This window comes from Chlorogloeopsis fritschii PCC 6912, from assembly GCF_000317285.1.
Taxonomy (GTDB): domain Bacteria; phylum Cyanobacteriota; class Cyanobacteriia; order Cyanobacteriales; family Nostocaceae; genus Chlorogloeopsis; species Chlorogloeopsis fritschii.
Genome location: NZ_AJLN01000153.1, coordinates 91,506 through 105,764 on the forward strand (window position 1 = coordinate 91,506; position 14,259 = coordinate 105,764).

At 40.9% G+C, this 14,259-nt stretch carries 13 protein-coding genes and 1 pseudogene; 4 read left to right on the top strand and 10 right to left on the bottom strand.

Features of this window, described 5'->3' with window-relative positions; all coding sequences use genetic code 11:
• Positions 1–307: 307 nt before the first annotated feature.
• Positions 308–3,178, bottom strand: coding sequence for an NHLP bacteriocin export ABC transporter permease/ATPase subunit (locus UYC_RS0134535; RefSeq protein ID WP_016876160.1), 2,871 nt, complete (start codon positions 3,176–3,178; stop codon positions 308–310).
• Entirely contained in the window at positions 3,178–3,354 is a 177-nt protein-coding gene (locus UYC_RS39250) for a hypothetical protein (protein ID WP_200862415.1), read from the bottom strand. Before UYC_RS39250 ends, UYC_RS0134535 begins: the two co-directional genes overlap by 1 nt.
• Before the next feature lie 70 nt (positions 3,355–3,424).
• On the opposite strand from UYC_RS39250, the gene UYC_RS35980 reads away from it, so the two are divergent.
• Positions 3,425–4,051 carry a type I restriction endonuclease gene (locus UYC_RS35980; protein WP_026087563.1) on the top strand — a complete coding sequence of 209 codons (627 nt, stop codon included), beginning with the start codon at positions 3,425–3,427 and terminating at the stop codon, positions 4,049–4,051.
• A gap of 79 nt (positions 4,052–4,130) precedes the next feature.
• On the opposite strand, the gene UYC_RS0134545 is transcribed toward UYC_RS35980, so the two are convergent.
• The 7 genes from UYC_RS0134545 to UYC_RS0134575 form a co-directional block, all read right to left on the bottom strand.
• Positions 4,131–4,982, bottom strand: a complete 852-nt coding sequence (locus UYC_RS0134545; RefSeq protein ID WP_071588458.1) for a bile acid:sodium symporter family protein — start codon at positions 4,980–4,982, stop codon at positions 4,131–4,133.
• 79 nt (positions 4,983–5,061) lie between these two features.
• Entirely contained in the window at positions 5,062–5,286 is a 225-nt protein-coding gene (locus tag UYC_RS0134550; protein WP_016876163.1) for a hypothetical protein, read from the bottom strand.
• Between the two features lie 76 nt (positions 5,287–5,362).
• A complete protein-coding gene (locus UYC_RS0134555; protein ID WP_016876164.1) occupies positions 5,363–6,127 on the bottom strand; it encodes a Coq4 family protein in 765 nt (254 codons plus the stop codon).
• Between the two features lie 366 nt (positions 6,128–6,493).
• Positions 6,494–6,658, bottom strand: coding sequence for a hypothetical protein (locus UYC_RS39255; protein ID WP_016876165.1), 165 nt, complete (start codon positions 6,656–6,658; stop codon positions 6,494–6,496).
• The gene (gene metK / locus UYC_RS0134565) at positions 6,655–7,839 is read right to left on the bottom strand and encodes a methionine adenosyltransferase (protein WP_016876166.1); all 1,185 of its coding nucleotides are present in this window, start codon (positions 7,837–7,839) and stop codon (positions 6,655–6,657) included. The genes UYC_RS39255 and metK overlap by 4 nt, the downstream gene beginning before the upstream one ends.
• Positions 7,840–7,914: 75 nt before the next feature.
• Positions 7,915–10,941 (bottom strand): cation-translocating P-type ATPase, encoded by a 3,027-nt coding sequence (locus UYC_RS0134570; RefSeq protein WP_016879846.1) that lies wholly within the window; start codon positions 10,939–10,941, stop codon positions 7,915–7,917.
• 161 nt (positions 10,942–11,102) lie between these two features.
• Positions 11,103–11,675 carry a DUF5132 domain-containing protein gene (locus tag UYC_RS0134575; RefSeq protein ID WP_016876168.1) on the bottom strand — a complete coding sequence of 191 codons (573 nt, stop codon included), beginning with the start codon at positions 11,673–11,675 and terminating at the stop codon, positions 11,103–11,105.
• A 554-nt stretch (positions 11,676–12,229) separates the two neighbouring features.
• On the opposite strand from UYC_RS0134575, the gene UYC_RS0134580 reads away from it, so the two are divergent.
• The 3 genes and pseudogenes from UYC_RS0134580 to UYC_RS0134590 all read left to right on the top strand — a co-directional run bounded on the left by UYC_RS0134580 (position 12,230) and on the right by UYC_RS0134590 (position 13,532).
• Positions 12,230–12,481, top strand: coding sequence for a hypothetical protein (locus UYC_RS0134580; protein WP_016879847.1), 252 nt, complete (start codon positions 12,230–12,232; stop codon positions 12,479–12,481).
• Positions 12,482–12,567: 86 nt separating this feature from the next.
• Positions 12,568–12,834, top strand: a pseudogene (locus UYC_RS39770) (DUF5132 domain-containing protein); the annotation flags it as partial.
• Positions 12,835–13,184: 350 nt separating this feature from the next.
• Positions 13,185–13,532, top strand: coding sequence for a hypothetical protein (locus UYC_RS0134590; RefSeq protein WP_016876171.1), 348 nt, complete (start codon positions 13,185–13,187; stop codon positions 13,530–13,532).
• 87 nt (positions 13,533–13,619) lie between these two features.
• On the opposite strand, the gene UYC_RS0134595 is transcribed toward UYC_RS0134590, so the two are convergent.
• Complete coding sequence (locus UYC_RS0134595; protein WP_016876172.1) at positions 13,620–14,231, bottom strand: hypothetical protein; 612 nt, start codon at positions 14,229–14,231, stop codon at positions 13,620–13,622.
• Positions 14,232–14,259: the final 28 nt, after the last annotated feature.

Here is a 14,259-nt window from a genome sequence, read left to right on the forward strand (position 1 = left end):
ACCTCCCATTACTCAAATCAGCTAAGAAAAACTTTCTTGCTTGAAAATCACTTAGCGTAATTATTTATACTTCTAATTTTATTTAATTGCAATTAGTAGTAGAGGCAATATAACGGTTTAGCAATATCCGTAATAAATTTTTAATATCTTCAAACATCGTTTTGCTTCAGTAATATTACTGTTATGGATGTAGATTATTAAGTAGTTAAGTAGAAAACCAAATTATTAGATCCCCGACTTCTCGACAGAAGCCGGGGATCTGGGAGAGGTTTGAACCCGATCCCCAGTCACTAATCCCCAATACCCTTTACAGATAATCTTCCAATTGTCGGGCAACCAATCGAGCAAACAAACCTTCTTGAGCCATCAGTTGAGAGAAATTTCCCACTTGTACCACACAACCAGCATCAATAACATAGATGCGATCGGCATTACGAATAGTACTGAGGCGATGGGCGATCGCGATTCGCGTTACTTTGAGCCGCTCCAAACTTTCAGTTACAATTGCTTGGGTGCGATTATCCAAAGCGCTGGTTGCCTCATCCATGAGGACAACTCTCGGTTGACAGACAAGGGCACGCGCAATCAATAAGCGCTGTCGTTGCCCACCAGAAAGATTACTTCCTCCCTCACTAATCACAGTGTGCATACCCATTGGCATTTGCTCAATGTCTTCTGCCAAACCTGCCATCCGGGCTGCTTCCCAGGCTTGCTCTAGCGTTACCAATGCTCCAGCGGTGATGTTCTCAAAGATTGAGCCTGAACCAATCTTGCCATTTTGCAGTACTACCCCCAAGGATCTGCGTAAAGCCTGAAGATCCAATTTAACTAAGTCTTTACCATCGTAAAATATACTTCCTGCTGTGGTCGTTTCAAACCCCAACAACAATCGAAATATTGTTGATTTCCCACTTCCGGAAGGCCCGACTATAGCGATAAATTCTCCAGGATCTGCATATAGACTGACATCTTTGAGGACTAAAGGCCCATCTTCAGAATAACGAAAGCTGACACGATCTAAGACAATGCGGCCGATTAATTGTCCGGGGTTTTCCTTGCGATTGCTAGTTTCTAGAGGAGTTCGTAAAATTGGTTGTGTTCGTTCCCACACAGGAACAATACCCCAAATGTCTGTAATGGTATTACTGAGATCAGTGACTCCTTTGATAAAAATACTTAAAGCATAGTTAAAAGCAATAAATGTGCCAAGTGTCAGACTCGACTGTCTGTTTACCATCGCAAAACCAAACAAGAGAATTGAACTCACCAGTGGTAGTGCTTCGTTAAAAACAGAAACATAGTCGTTAATCTCTTGCCCACTCGCCTTGAGCCTGATTCTTTGGCTGTACTTTTTCGCCCAAGCTGCAAATGCTCTTTCTTCCGCCATTGCTACCCGCAGTTTAGCCACGCCGTTAATCAGTTGAATCGTAAGCCCATAAATTGCGCCGTCTATTTCCTGTAACTGTCGTGATTTCTTGACTAACAAAAAGCTAGAAATACTGGTGATGAAGCTGGCTAGCAACCCTAAACCTACCCCTATCAAAGCAAGTTGCCAACTGTAAACAAACATCAGCACCAAGTTGAGTAAAGCAAACACCCCACTTAATAAAGTACGTTGAGTAGCACCGCTGAGTTTTTGCTGAATCCGACTCACAGACATGACACGATTGACTAAATCTCCAGACGCATACTGACGAAAAAACGCTGGACTTAATTTGAGCACCCGATCCCAAATAGCAGGTTGCAAGGCGTTATCGCTCAGGCTTTCAACTCTAAGAGTAATAATACTTTGAGCAATTCCAAATACTAACTGGGCAAAAGCCACTACCAACAGCACCAACCCAATCTGCCACACCAAGGTGCGATCGCTCTCAGGAATAGCGTAATTTACTAAAATCGCTGTTGCCTGTGGTGCAATCATTCCCAGCAAGGTGCCACTAATTCCTAACAGAAAAATACTAATAATGTCTTTTTTGCTACCTCTAGTTGCAAACAGCAGTACCTCAACAGCATTATTTACAACCTGGGGTAAAGGTCGATAAAGAACGTAAGCTTGCTGTGACAGTGTCTTAGCCACAGCTTTGTTCAAGGGTATACGAGTTTGTGTTACCGAGTCAAATAGTATATAACCCTTAGCGCCAACAGGCAGCAGAGCGACTGGACGTTTTTCCCACTCAGTAAAAGCCAGTAGAGGGCCATGTTCTTTATGCCACCAATTATCTGCTAAAGTTACACGCCGAATACGTATTTGTGATGCTCTGGCAATAGCAGCGACAGGATCTTTCGCACTTTCAAGATCTTCTACAATTGGAGGATGAATTACAATCCCTAAAAACCGTCCAATTGCTCCCATTGCCACCAAAAGAGCTGGCCCTTCCTGAAAAAATACAGCTTCTTGCTGGGGTTGTAATACAGCCGCGAGTTCTCCCAGCGCTCTTGCTACTACTTGGCGATTGCGTTGTTCTCGTTCCTGAAATCTAAGATATTCTGCTTCTGCCTGTTGATTGATTAACAAATTGAAGTAGTCAAAGAAATAAGTATGTAAACACGCTAAACCTGCTTGCAGTTGTGCCTGTTCTAATTCTGCACCTGCTAGGATGACTCCTTTAGCCAAATTTTCTGCCTCCAACCACATACCTGTTGTGAGTGGAAAAGCTGGCGAGGTTGAATTCAAAGTTAAGTCATCAATTCCCAGCCAGCGAACACTACCTTGTTGTAATTTCACCCAAAAAACTTTTTTTTGGCATAGTTGTAGTGTCTCATCAGTTGATAACGAAAAATTGCCCTCAAAATCTCTGGGGAGGAGATTTAATGGCATCGTTAGTTTGGTTTGCTGCTGGTTAAGAACTCGATCTAGGTTATATAGCCAATTTTCTAATAGCGCAGTTGCTTCCGGTTTACCTGCTGCAATTTGCTCGACTAACTCACTCATCGGCAGTTGAGATAATTGTGTCGGTTCTACTGCTACCGCCACAAATGCCCATTGTTGGATTGCGATCGCTTCCGGTGCTAATGCTGCACCAAATAAAGCTTCACCTGCACTAACACTAAACAAATAACGGCGCTGACTCTGGGCTGAACCATCCTTGACTTTAGTTGCAAACAACGCCAGCCTTCCAGATTCTACTATCCACACAGTTTCTGGATCGTGCAGTAGCACTGATTCATTGATCTTCATCAGTGTAGTCCAACACAACTACGCACCTGAGTGTACAACATCAAGTGCTTATTGTTGAGATGATATGCAATTATGCAAATACATCCTAATTTGTCGTCAGAACAAGGAGAATTACTTAGAGCGATCGCCTGCGATCGCAACAACTGCAAATTGAATAATCGGAACTTTATTAACATTCTACATTTCTGCTTTCAACCCTGTTCCCTGCTATATAATACCGATGTACTCCTTAGCCCTCAATTAATCATGGTCAAAACAATCCAAGCGTGGGATATCAGTCTTTACGAACTGGAGGAAAATTTTGGGTTGGAGTTAGTTAACAATACTGATTTTTTTCCAGAATGGACAGAAAATTTACCGTTACTAACGGATATTGAAAAATCATCTTTAGAACGAGTAAAAAACAATTATTTAAATTTAACTAAACGCCGTTCTATGTCAGAAGAAGTAGTGAAGATGGTAGTGCTGTCTCCACTGCTTGATTTAGCTGGTTTTTATCAACATACTTTCGAGATTGAAACAGAAACTTCCACTGAAATTTCGGCTGTAGATGAAAGCGTTATCGTTAAAGGTAGTATTGATGTTTTAGTGATAAATAAAAGACTATGGATACTTGTTATTGAATCTAAAAGTACTAAATTTGATGTGATATCTGCACTGCCTCAAGCACTTTCTTATATGCTCGATACTCCCAATATTGAACAGCCAACATTTGGGTTGCTTGTCAATGGTAGAGAGTTTGTTTTTGTCAAGTTAGTTCAGGTACAAAAGCCAAAATATGCTCGTTCAGATGCTTTATCAATAGAAAAAACAAATGAACTTCAACAGGTTTTAAGTATATTAAAAAGATTTAGTGAATTAATTTTACTGTAGTATTCCTGACGAATTATTCCGAGAATGGCAAGAAAATTTACCAGGGATTACAGAGTGATTAGTTAGTAGAATATGTCATTTAAATCACAACGGTACTTTTACGGCTTTTTAAGTACGGAATGGTGACAACCCCGCTAATTAGCAAATAGAGCAGGATGGCAGCGAGGGCAAGCTTTTGCTCTGGAAAGTTAGTATGGGCGATCGCAATCGCAACGCCAGGGTGTCGAGTAGCGGTAGATAGTGCTAGAACTGTGCGGTGATGGGGATTTGGCCCACCCAGCAAATGACCTGCTGCTAGCCCAATAAGGACAAAAACTACAATCACAATGATCGTTCCATTGCCAATCAGAGAGGCGATCGCGGATCTTGCAGTGAACAAGATGGGCAAAAGACTGACAAGCATCAGTACAGATGCTACCACAGATATGGGCTTGGCAATCCGTTGGGCAAATGCAGGTAACAGATATCGAACTGTGATACCGATCGCCAGCCACACCAAAACGGTAGATAGAACAATCTGAGCAACGACGACGGGCGGAATTTTGTCGGTTCTGCCGAAGGCTCTATCGAGTAGCTTAATCATGAGGGGAGCAAACACGATCGCCAGCAGCGACATCGCCACCAGTAATCCAAACGTGTAGTCCTCTTCTCCGCCTGCCTTGAGTTGCTTCTTCGGTAAGATGGGCGGGATTGGAGACAACGATAGCGCGATCAGAGCGATTTCTACAGCCGGATACAGATTGAAGGCAGCTACAATTGCCCCCACTACCAGTGGCATAATGATGTACATGGAGAGGAGCGATCGCACAAGTTGTCTGGGATGGCGAAACAAATAGGTTATATCTTTGAGTCTTGCCCCCAGCCCAAGCGCGAAAACAGCGAGTACGATACTCACCTTCAGCGCTAGCAAAATTAATTGTGTTAGATTCATGGCGTTAAATTGGGGCTTTATGGATGCGGGTATAGAGTTCGCGCTTGTCGGCACAAAAGTGAAGCGATCGCCTTACTCCCTAACTGCCAAATAGTATTTTCTTTGCCAAATCGAAGATTTGCTCCAAAGGAATAGTAATAAAGAATAGGGGTAACAAAGGTGCGAAAATAGTGCTTCCTAGTCCAATCACTGCACTCAAACTAAATGGCACGATTCTCATTTTTTTGATTGCCTCAAAGCTGGCACCCAAATCGGCAAGAGATGATATATCGGGGCTTCCTAAAGGAGATTCTTCTTTTTCCATAGCCTAGAATCAAAAGAGCGATCGCAAGTATGAATCAAATCGGCTCGGCTTTCTCAACGAGAATTTTACACTTGCTTTATGCCTCTAATGCAGCCTTGATTTTGGGATTAGTATACCAACTGTAAGGGCCTTCCATCACGGGCTTAACATTTAACTCCTGTCGCCACTCCTCTAAAGGACGTTCAAAGCCTTCTTCCCACTTTATGGGAAATAAAGGTTTTGCTGCTTGCGCTATTTCAATACCATCAGAAATTAATCGGAATTTATACCCCAGTGTTGTATTTAAATCAGTTACCTCCATGTTTTCGTCATAAAGTTTGTCACTTGTAAAAAAGCCTAGTAACAAAGAGACGAGATCCAAAAACAGAAAAGCAGGATAGCGGATCTGTCCTACAAAGACTGAAATGACACCTAATTCTCCTAAAGTATCCAGCGAATATCCAGTCATGACATGATGAATATCGTGAGTTTTAAAAACCCTAAAGTTAATATAGGCTCCGTCTGTTTCAAAACGAGTAGGAACAGTTAGATTAAACGGCTCATAGCCGATTGCTGATAAAACTCTGGCATAAGTCCATCCCAAAGAGCCTTTCGGCATTGCCAACAGAGTCTTCAAATCATGGGGTGGGCCAACATATCGTTCCTCTAACATTTTCGCTGAAGCGGGGTCTTTTTGAATAGCTTGAGTACATAGTTGCATCTGAAGCCCAGTACTCAGTTTGTCACCTAATTGAAAAACATTTTTAGGATCTTTCCCCGCACCACCAGCTAAATCAACTAACTCCAAAAACTTATTTAAATTTTCAGGGGATGCTAAACTATTGATATACCTATAGCTCATTGCTTGTGTCCTGTATGTAATTGTTTACAAGAGTTTAGGTTTTGCTCACTTCCTAAACGATGGTGTTGTAATTTTTTTGAGCAATCAAGATAGGATACATACTCAACTAAGAATATTGCTTAAAGCAATACTCCATCTAAGAAAGTAGTGCAACTAAATAAGAAATTTATGAGAAACTTGTCTCCTTCTAAGTCTTATCTGTTCTTATAAACTTCTTACTTTTGTTTTCTCTTTTCAAATAAACTTCCTCTGACAAGGGAGAAGTGATGGATATTTGAAAAAGATATTTTTCCATATAAATTTCTTTTAAAAAACCCGTTATAAAAATATTGATAAATTAATTTTTTGATACATAATTGGGTTTGACTACTGATAGATACGCTGCACCCTTCGAGGCTCTAGTTCTCGTTTATCGTTACCAGGTTCAACCTGGTAACGAAAGTTTCGAGGCTTTGCCTCCAAGCTGTTGGCTCTGGTGAGATATTGTACTGCGGAGCTAGTGCGCCCTTCAATGATGGGTATCTCACTCAAAACACACCAACTTTATCTGTCTTCTCCCAAGGAAGATCCATATCTACTCTGCCTACCTGCCCATAAGCAGCTAATTTGCGGTAAAATCCACCTTTTTGTAGTGAAGGTAGATTTCTGAGATTAAATTGCTTAATGATTCCCGCTAAACGAAAATCAAAATGCTTTTCTAGCAATTTTGTAATTTCTTCATCAGAAATTTTACCTGTACCAAATGTTTCTGCTTGAATACTAACAGGTCTAGCGATACCGATTGAATAACTTAATTGCACTTCACATTCATCTGCTATGCCTGCTGCCACAATGTTTTTAGCCGCATAACGGGCGGCATAAGCTCCAACTCTATCTATCCTGATTGGATCTTTTCCACTTAGGGCTGAACCGCTATGTTGTGCATATTCACCATAAGTATCAATAGCATTTTTTCTACCTGTTAGACCAGAGTGAGAAGCAGGCCCACCTCTAATAAATTGTCCATCAGGATTGATAAAAATTCTAGTTTGTTCATCTGGTTTAATTTCTTCGCTTTCAAACACAGGTTTAACTACAGTTTCATAAATATCCTGCCGTAGTTGTTCTAAATCAGGGTATTTTGCTTTATTTTGACTTGCTATGACTGTAAGACTATGAATTCTATAAGGGCGGCGATTTCTATACTCAACTCCCACTTGAGTTTTACCATCAGGAGTCAGATAAGAAAGTATATTTTCGCGCCTAACTTCACTAATTCGCTTTGCTAATTTGTGCGCCAACCAAATCGGTAAAGGCATCAGAACATCTGTTTGATTGCAGGCAAAGCCAAAGACTGTAGCTTGATTTTTAACCGGAATTCTCTCTATTTCTTCATCAGATAATTTGCTTTCATCAAAAGCAAGTTCTTTTTCTGGTGGTAATTCAGAAAGACTCGTCAAAATGCTACAAGTTCTACCATTAAATTCAGTATGTTCGTAGCCTACTTTGTCAATTACTTGTCTGGCTACGTTAGTAAAATCTACGTTGGCACTAGGTTCAAATCTCGCTGCTAAAAAAACAATTCCTGTAGCTACAGCACATTCTGTAATTACTCTGGCATAGGGATCTTGCTGAAGAAATCTGTCTACGATCGCATCACTGATTTGGTCACATAATTTATCAGGATGCCCTTCTGTGACAGATTCAGATGTAAACATGAAATCTTTTTTCATATACTTTTACCTGTGGTTAGAAGAAGGCAGCTATGCTGGAGGCAGGAGGCAGAAAGAAATTCTCCAACTCCCTTACTATTCTTCAAGGGAGAGTGATTTTTGATCGAGATTATTTTTTAAATTTATATTCTTTGTGCTTTCATTTACCAATAGAGGCAGCAAAGCACTACCACCAATGACTGCACCATCCACGATATCTATTGGCGTAATTTTCAACAAACTTCGCAATGGTGGAATAGCTATAGCCATAAGTTGAATGGCAAAGGAACCCAAAATGGCAGCATTTAAGTAAGAATTATTTGGCAATTTTTCTTTACTAAATATGCTGTGATGTTCTGAACGGCAACTGAGTGTATGTAGCAGTTGCGCTGATGTCAGGCTCATAAAGGCGATCGTACTTGCCTGAGGACTGATGCCATATTTGAGGATGCCATACCCATAGGCTGCTAAAGTAGTAGCAGATATTGTTCCCGCTTCAAAAGCAATTCTGCCAAAGTCGGAATTCTTAACAATCGGTTCGTCTGGGTTGCGGGGAGGCTGACTCAATACATCTGGTTCTGGTGCTTCTAAAGCTAGGGAAAGACCTGGGAAAATGTCAGTAACCAAATTTAGCCACAACAGTTGGATTGCGTTTAAGGGTTCGCCCAAACCAACTGCTGTAGATGCTGTCATCACCATAATTTCACTAATGTTGGTGGCAAGCAGAAAATGCACTGATTTTCTGATGTTGTTGTAGATTGTCCTACCCCGACTGACTGCTACAATCATAGTTTCCAGCCTGTCATCTTCGAGGACGATATCTGCTACCTCACGGGCTACATCTGTTCCCCCTTTGCCCATTGCCACACCAACTTGAGCAGCCTTAAGTGCTGGAGCATCATTAATACCATCGCCTGTCATGGCAACAACTTTTCCGGCAGCTTGCAAAGCTTGGACTATTTGCAGTTTATTACTAGGACTGATACGAGCAAATACATCAACCTTATCACTGAGTGCTGTTAGTGCTTCGGGTGTGAGATTGTTGAAATTAGTAGAGTCAAGGATTTCTAATTGTTCTTTTCTGCTTAGTTCTAATTCTTTAGCGATCGCATAGGCAGTTGGAGTTTGATCCCCAGTAATCATCACCGTATCAATACCAGCTGTGTGAAATTCCGCCATCAACTGTTTGACTCCCTTACGAACAGGATCTGCCATACCCACAAGTCCAAGCCATGTTAGATCTTGTTCATAGTTATTTCCACCCTTGGCGTCGTCAATGTGAGTATAAGCTACACCCAATACTCTCAATGCTTTCCCTGCCATGCGATCGTTTTCAATTTCTAGTGCTTGCCTGTCTTCTTCTGTTAAAGGCACCACTTCCCCGTCTTGCATCCAGTATTTGCATATCTGCGCTACTTCTGCGGGGCTACCTTTGACAGCAATAAACTTGTAATTGTCGTGAGTGCCATGAACCGTACTCATAATATTACGGTTCTCCGATCGCAAGTTGGTTTGCTGCAACGAATACTTTTGTCTGAGTTGATTTACATCCACCCCAGCACTGATAGCCATGTGAATTAGGGCATTTTCTGTTGCTGAACCTTTAATACTAAACTCACCATTTTGCTCTAAATTAATTAGACTTTCGTTACAAAGAACTGATACGTGAATTAATTTGAGCAGTTCATCACAAGTATAAGGGTTAAGATCCTTGCCGTTGGCGATAAATTTACCGTCAGATACTGTAATGTGTTGGCTGTCTGTATGCACTTCGACAACCGACATCCGGTTTTCTGTAATGGTTCCAGTCTTATCCAAGCAAATGGTTTGTACGGAACCTAAAGCTTCTACAGCGCTGAGACTGCGAACTAAGACATTATGCCGCCGCATATCTTGAATGCCCAACGCCAAGGTGGTAGTAGCAATTGTGGGCAAACCTTCCGGAACTGCTGCCACCGCTAGAGATATAGACGACTTGAGCATTTCTAGCAAACCGTATCCCCGCAGCACGCCCATGCCAAAAACCAGCCCACAAAGCCCCATCCCAATCGTCACCAATTGACTGCCCACTTCGTCTAGTTGTCTTGATAAGGGCGTTTCGCTTGCTGTTGCTTCACCAACTAGTTGTTGAATCTTGCCCATTTCGGTAAATTTACCCGTTGCCACCACCACAGCTAAACCTTGCCCACCAGTAACAAAAGTTCCCTTGTAAGCCATATTCGTGCGATCGGCAAGAGGCACATCTTCTCCTGTTGGGCATACTGTAGATTTTGTCACGGGTATGCTTTCCCCCGTTAAAGCAGACTCATCAATACTTAGATTTTCTGCTTGAATAATGCGGGCATCTGCTGCTACATAGCCACCTGTTTTAAGAACTAAAATATCTCCAATGACAACATTTTCTGTAGGAATTTCTATTTGCTTACCATCTCTAATTATCCAAGTTGATGTTTCCTGATGGCTTTTGAGGGAATGAATGATTCTTTCTGATTGGCTTTCTGTTGTATAGCCGATCGCCGCATTTAAACCAACAACACCCAGAATTACTAAGGCATCGATCAGCCCTCCCGTAACCGCGGAAACACCAGCGGCAACGCCCAGTAAGGCGACTGGTAGGGATTTAAATTGGTCAATGATTATACTTAAATCTGAACGTGTCTCTGTTTCCGAAAGGACATTTAGACCATATTTGTTCAGATTTTCAGCAGCAGCTTGATTAGTTAATCCTGTAGTACTTGAGGTGTTAAATATATTAAGTACGGTATCTGCTTCCATTAAATGCCAATTTTCTACTCTTTGTTCTTGAGCATTAGCAATATTTTTTTTAGATTCTTTTTTGGTTGTAGATAATTTTTTTGCAGATTTTTCGGAAAGAAATATATCTCCTTTCGTTTGATATTCTGAAATACTTTTTTCAATCAAAGATGCGATTTTATCTGCATTAAATTCTTGCTCATAGGTGACAAGAATATTACTAGTTAATGGATTGGCAGAGACATAATTTATTTCTGAGTAACTGGTGAGCGATCGCTCAATATATTCCTTGAGAGATTGTGAGCGATAAAGCTCTTTAACCTTATATCTAGCTCTGCCTTTGACTGTATTATGAATTGCTTGAATCACAAAAATTCCCACTCCTGTAAGATACTTAAAAAGTAAAGTAAAAGAACTCAGAATACTTTTGTAAAAGCCTCCCTCACAGAATTTATAGCATCGGTGAACATTATAATTTCTGGCTTCTTTACCTATCAGTTATGACTATTATTTTCTAAATTATTTCTGGCTCAAAATCTTTGAAATGATGGACTATTGACTATAGAGTCTTCGCCGCTTTCTAGTTGCAATTCATTAGTTTTGTTTAATTTGACAAAAGAGTCAAAAGCATACCATGCCAAGGTGTACCAGGGAATTTCATCTATTTGCAGTCCCTTCATCAACAATTGACGAATAGCAAGTGCGCTTAATCCTAAAGGAAATAACAACCGTAAATCAATCGCGCCTTGAGTTAAGTGTTCAACATCTGTATTGAAGTCAGACACCACATTGATCAAATCTCTACCAATTATGGATGTTCCGTCTAAAGAATAGTTCCGAGCAGTTCCATTCGATTGCGCCTGCTTATCTGCGATTAGTTCAGCATTTACCTCTGCGGCTAAATTTTCAATTACCTCTGTAGTTTCCGCAAGTGCTTCTTTACACCTCTCAGAAAGAGCTATTCCACCTTTGATTGCCGCTTGGACAGTAGGCTGATGTATCGCTGAGGCGAGAGGAAGAATCACAGGTGCAAAAATTACTCCTGTAATACCCTCGACAATTTCAGGTACATTTATTTGTTCCCAGTCAAATGTAGGTGACATCTAACAATTTCCTCCACAAACAGGCAGACAATATAGAAGCGTAGTCAAAGCAAAGACTAATTCCATCAATCTGTGGTTTTAGTTTCGTTAGTGATTTAACACACTTGCGATTTTTATCACTCAATTACTTAGATAATATTGAAATTACATGGAAATTGTGAGAAATTTGTGAGGAGGTAAAGAAATTCACCAAATATTCTTGAAATTTGCCTTTTAACTACTATTAATTTGCTTTTACGTAGAATTTGTAGTTCACCAAAGCACGAGCTAGTTAAGCAATATTACGATTGGGTTCGATAGCGATCGCTGATGAAAAATCTATTGTCTATTTTCTCAGTTATGTCTAAAGCTCAACCCATGAGCCTAACTTTTTCTAGATATAAACTTTATTCACTGGATTCTATACTGTTAACACAAACTAGGTGTAGACAAGGTGCTGGCTCCCAAGTTGAACTAGTGCAGTACTAATCTTGTGCTACTTATTTGCATTAAACGAAGCCGCTCAGGTATCGAAAATACATAACTACAATCTGTCCCAGACTTAATTACAAGCCATGCAAGAGAGGATATTGAGCCAAGCTAAAAATTGGGGATTTATATGCAAAATTGACAAGCAAGGAAAATATCAAATTCTCCCCCAAGTATCCACAGAACGATGGAAATTGCAACTAGCTGAGGAGGAAAAGTGGTTGCTTTTCGTTGGTGATATCCCTCAGATTTTTTGTCATCCTTCCGATGTTTTAGCGTTTTTAGAGCGTCGCCGAACTATAAAAACTTTTACACCGCCAAACTCTTTGCGTAAATAATTCCAAAGAAAGATCATACAAACATTTTGGTTAAGTTAAGGTTAAGACAAATGAGAATTTTATACATTACATAAAGGTGATTTCTTATGGCACCAAAAATTGTTGATTTCGTTGAAGATGCTGGTGCTCCTGGTGTAATTGCAGGTGTTGGAGCAGTTATTTTGGCACCTGTATTATTACCAATATTTGCTGGAATTGGAAGACCGATCGCCAAGTCGGTTGTTAAGGGAGGTATTTTGATTTATGAAAAGAGTAGAGGTGCATTGGCAGGAGTTGGCGAAACCTGGGAGGATTTGGTGGCTGAAGCCAGGGCAGAACTCGCTGAATCAAATTCCGCGCTAGCAATTAACTCTACACAAGAAACTCGCAATCCGGATGTATCAGCTTCTACTCCCAAAGAAAAAACTCGCAATCCGGATGTATCAGCGTCTACTTCTAAAGAAGAAACTCAGACTCAGGCTGTGTCGAAATCTACTCCCAAAGAAGAAACTCGCAATCAGGCTGTGTCAACATCTACCCGTACAGAAAAAACTCAGACTCAGGCTGTGTCGAAATCTACCCATACAGAAGAAACTCGAACTGAACCTGCACCCACCTGCGAGTAACAGCACTAGTTAGGATTTGTCGTGCGAGCAAAAAAAGAATTCATTAATACAGTAAATATACTTAATTAGAAAGCAACAATTTGCGCTAATCTGGAGGCATGAATTACGAAACTGCTCGCAAATTTCTAATTGACCAAACACTGATTACAGAGGAAAATACAGATGCGCTCCTGAGGCGAATGCAGCAGGGCAAACCGCCTTTTCCTGGTCAGATCACCTCAACATTGCTAGCGTTGAAAGTGGTATTTGATGGTCTCAAAGAAGCCACTACTATAGATCGAGAATTGGCTTACGCCTTGTATCAACTCACAATCAAAACTCAAATGTTATTTGCAGGAGGGCGTAAAGCAGGGGTTGATTGGCCGCCCCTGCTCAAAGAAGATTTATTAAGAATAGCGATCGCAACTGAAGGTATCTTTTCTGGTAACTGGCAAAATTTACATTAATTTGGTTAGTAGATAGTCTGAACACAGATCCCCGACTTTGTAGAGACGCGAAATTTCGCGTCTCTACATATAGCTAACCACTAACCCTTATCGAGTTCGCAATTCTGCTTCCAATTTTTTAAGATCGGACTTGAGCAAAACCGTCATTTGCCCGGTAAAAGCTTTACCAGATTTGGGTTGGGCAACTTCCATCCAGTAGGCATAGCGATCGCCTAAACGCAACTCTCCCCGCAAAGCTTCGCGAATAGGAGTTTTAGCAAAACGGGCTGAGTTGACTGCACCCTGATTTGGATACTCGTACACTACTTGAGCATTTTTAAAGTCTTGATAGATATCTAAGCCATAAATTACTCGTAAAGATTCTTGCAAGCGCTCAAAATTCATCCCATTAATCGCATCATACATGGCTAAACGCTCGTTGCGGATCTGGCTGCGGTTTCTAATAAACCCCACTTTGCCAGGAGGTAATACAGATGCTTGAAAAGTGAACCGTTGGGCTGCTGTATCGCTCTTTTGTACAAAAAACTGCTCGTTATGATGGGGGCGCAATGTCGGATGTGCTTTGATCCAAGCACCAACTTGTTCTGTACCTTGCCCTGGTAAAGCTTGAGCTTGATTAGCAAATAACGTATCCAGATACATCCAAGGCAGGAGAGAAAAAGGCAAAATTAAAAGGTTCAGTAGAGGTTTTCTTAGCATTTTCGCTTTTTGTAAAAAGGGTAATCTT

Coding starts and splice junctions, on each gene's coding strand:
- UYC_RS35980 (WP_026087563.1), top strand. CDS start 3,425: ATGGTCAAAACAATCCAAGCGTGGGATATCAGTCTTTACGAACTGGAG.
- UYC_RS0134595 (WP_016876172.1), bottom strand. CDS start 14,231: ATGCTAAGAAAACCTCTACTGAACCTTTTAATTTTGCCTTTTTCTCTC.
- UYC_RS0134555 (WP_016876164.1), bottom strand. CDS start 6,127: ATGAGCTATAGGTATATCAATAGTTTAGCATCCCCTGAAAATTTAAAT.
- UYC_RS0134575 (WP_016876168.1), bottom strand. CDS start 11,675: ATGTCACCTACATTTGACTGGGAACAAATAAATGTACCTGAAATTGTC.
- UYC_RS39250 (WP_200862415.1), bottom strand. CDS start 3,354: ATGTTAATAAAGTTCCGATTATTCAATTTGCAGTTGTTGCGATCGCAG.
- UYC_RS0134535 (WP_016876160.1), bottom strand. CDS start 3,178: ATGAAGATCAATGAATCAGTGCTACTGCACGATCCAGAAACTGTGTGG.
- metK (WP_016876166.1), bottom strand. CDS start 7,839: ATGAAAAAAGATTTCATGTTTACATCTGAATCTGTCACAGAAGGGCAT.
- UYC_RS0134550 (WP_016876163.1), bottom strand. CDS start 5,286: ATGGAAAAAGAAGAATCTCCTTTAGGAAGCCCCGATATATCATCTCTT.
- UYC_RS0134545 (WP_071588458.1), bottom strand. CDS start 4,982: ATGAATCTAACACAATTAATTTTGCTAGCGCTGAAGGTGAGTATCGTA.
- UYC_RS0134590 (WP_016876171.1), top strand. CDS start 13,185: ATGAATTACGAAACTGCTCGCAAATTTCTAATTGACCAAACACTGATT.
- UYC_RS0134580 (WP_016879847.1), top strand. CDS start 12,230: ATGCAAGAGAGGATATTGAGCCAAGCTAAAAATTGGGGATTTATATGC.